This is a genomic window from Seonamhaeicola marinus (genome assembly GCF_008085455.1).
This window is the reverse complement of record NZ_VSDQ01000537.1, coordinates 349-870: the sequence shown is the minus strand read 5'-3', so window position 1 is coordinate 870 and position 522 is coordinate 349. Positions and strand designations below refer to the sequence as shown.

Here is a 522-nt window from a genome sequence, read left to right as displayed (position 1 = left end):
GTGCTGCAATTGTGTATGAAGAAAAAGATTTTGATAAATTACTACGTAACGGTTTAGAAATTTCGCCTATTCACGAAGTAATGATTGATAAAGCCTTATTAGGCTGGAAAGAGTACGAGCTTGAGTTGTTAAGAGATTCAAATGGTAATGTAGTTATTATTTGTTCTATTGAAAACATGGACCCAATGGGAATTCATACAGGAGATTCTATTACAGTAGCGCCTGCAATGACTTTAAGTGATAGAACGTACCAAAAAATGCGTGATATGGCCATACACATGATGCGTAGTATTGGCGATTTTGCAGGTGGTTGTAACGTACAATTTGCAGTTTCTCCAGATGAAAACGAAGATATTATTGCTATTGAAATTAACCCACGTGTTTCACGCTCATCTGCCTTAGCAAGTAAAGCAACCGGATATCCAATTGCTAAAATTGCGGCTAAATTGGCGTTAGGGTATAGTTTAGATGAATTGAGTAATCAAATTACAAAATCTACATCGGCTTTATTTGAGCCTACTC

At 36.4% G+C, this 522-nt stretch carries 1 protein-coding gene; it reads left to right on the top strand.

Going from position 1 to position 522, the window contains the following annotated elements; all coding sequences use genetic code 11:
• Nucleotides 1-522: ATP-binding protein (locus tag FUA24_RS08145; protein ID WP_449441423.1), on the top strand; the 522-nt coding region annotated here is incomplete at both ends.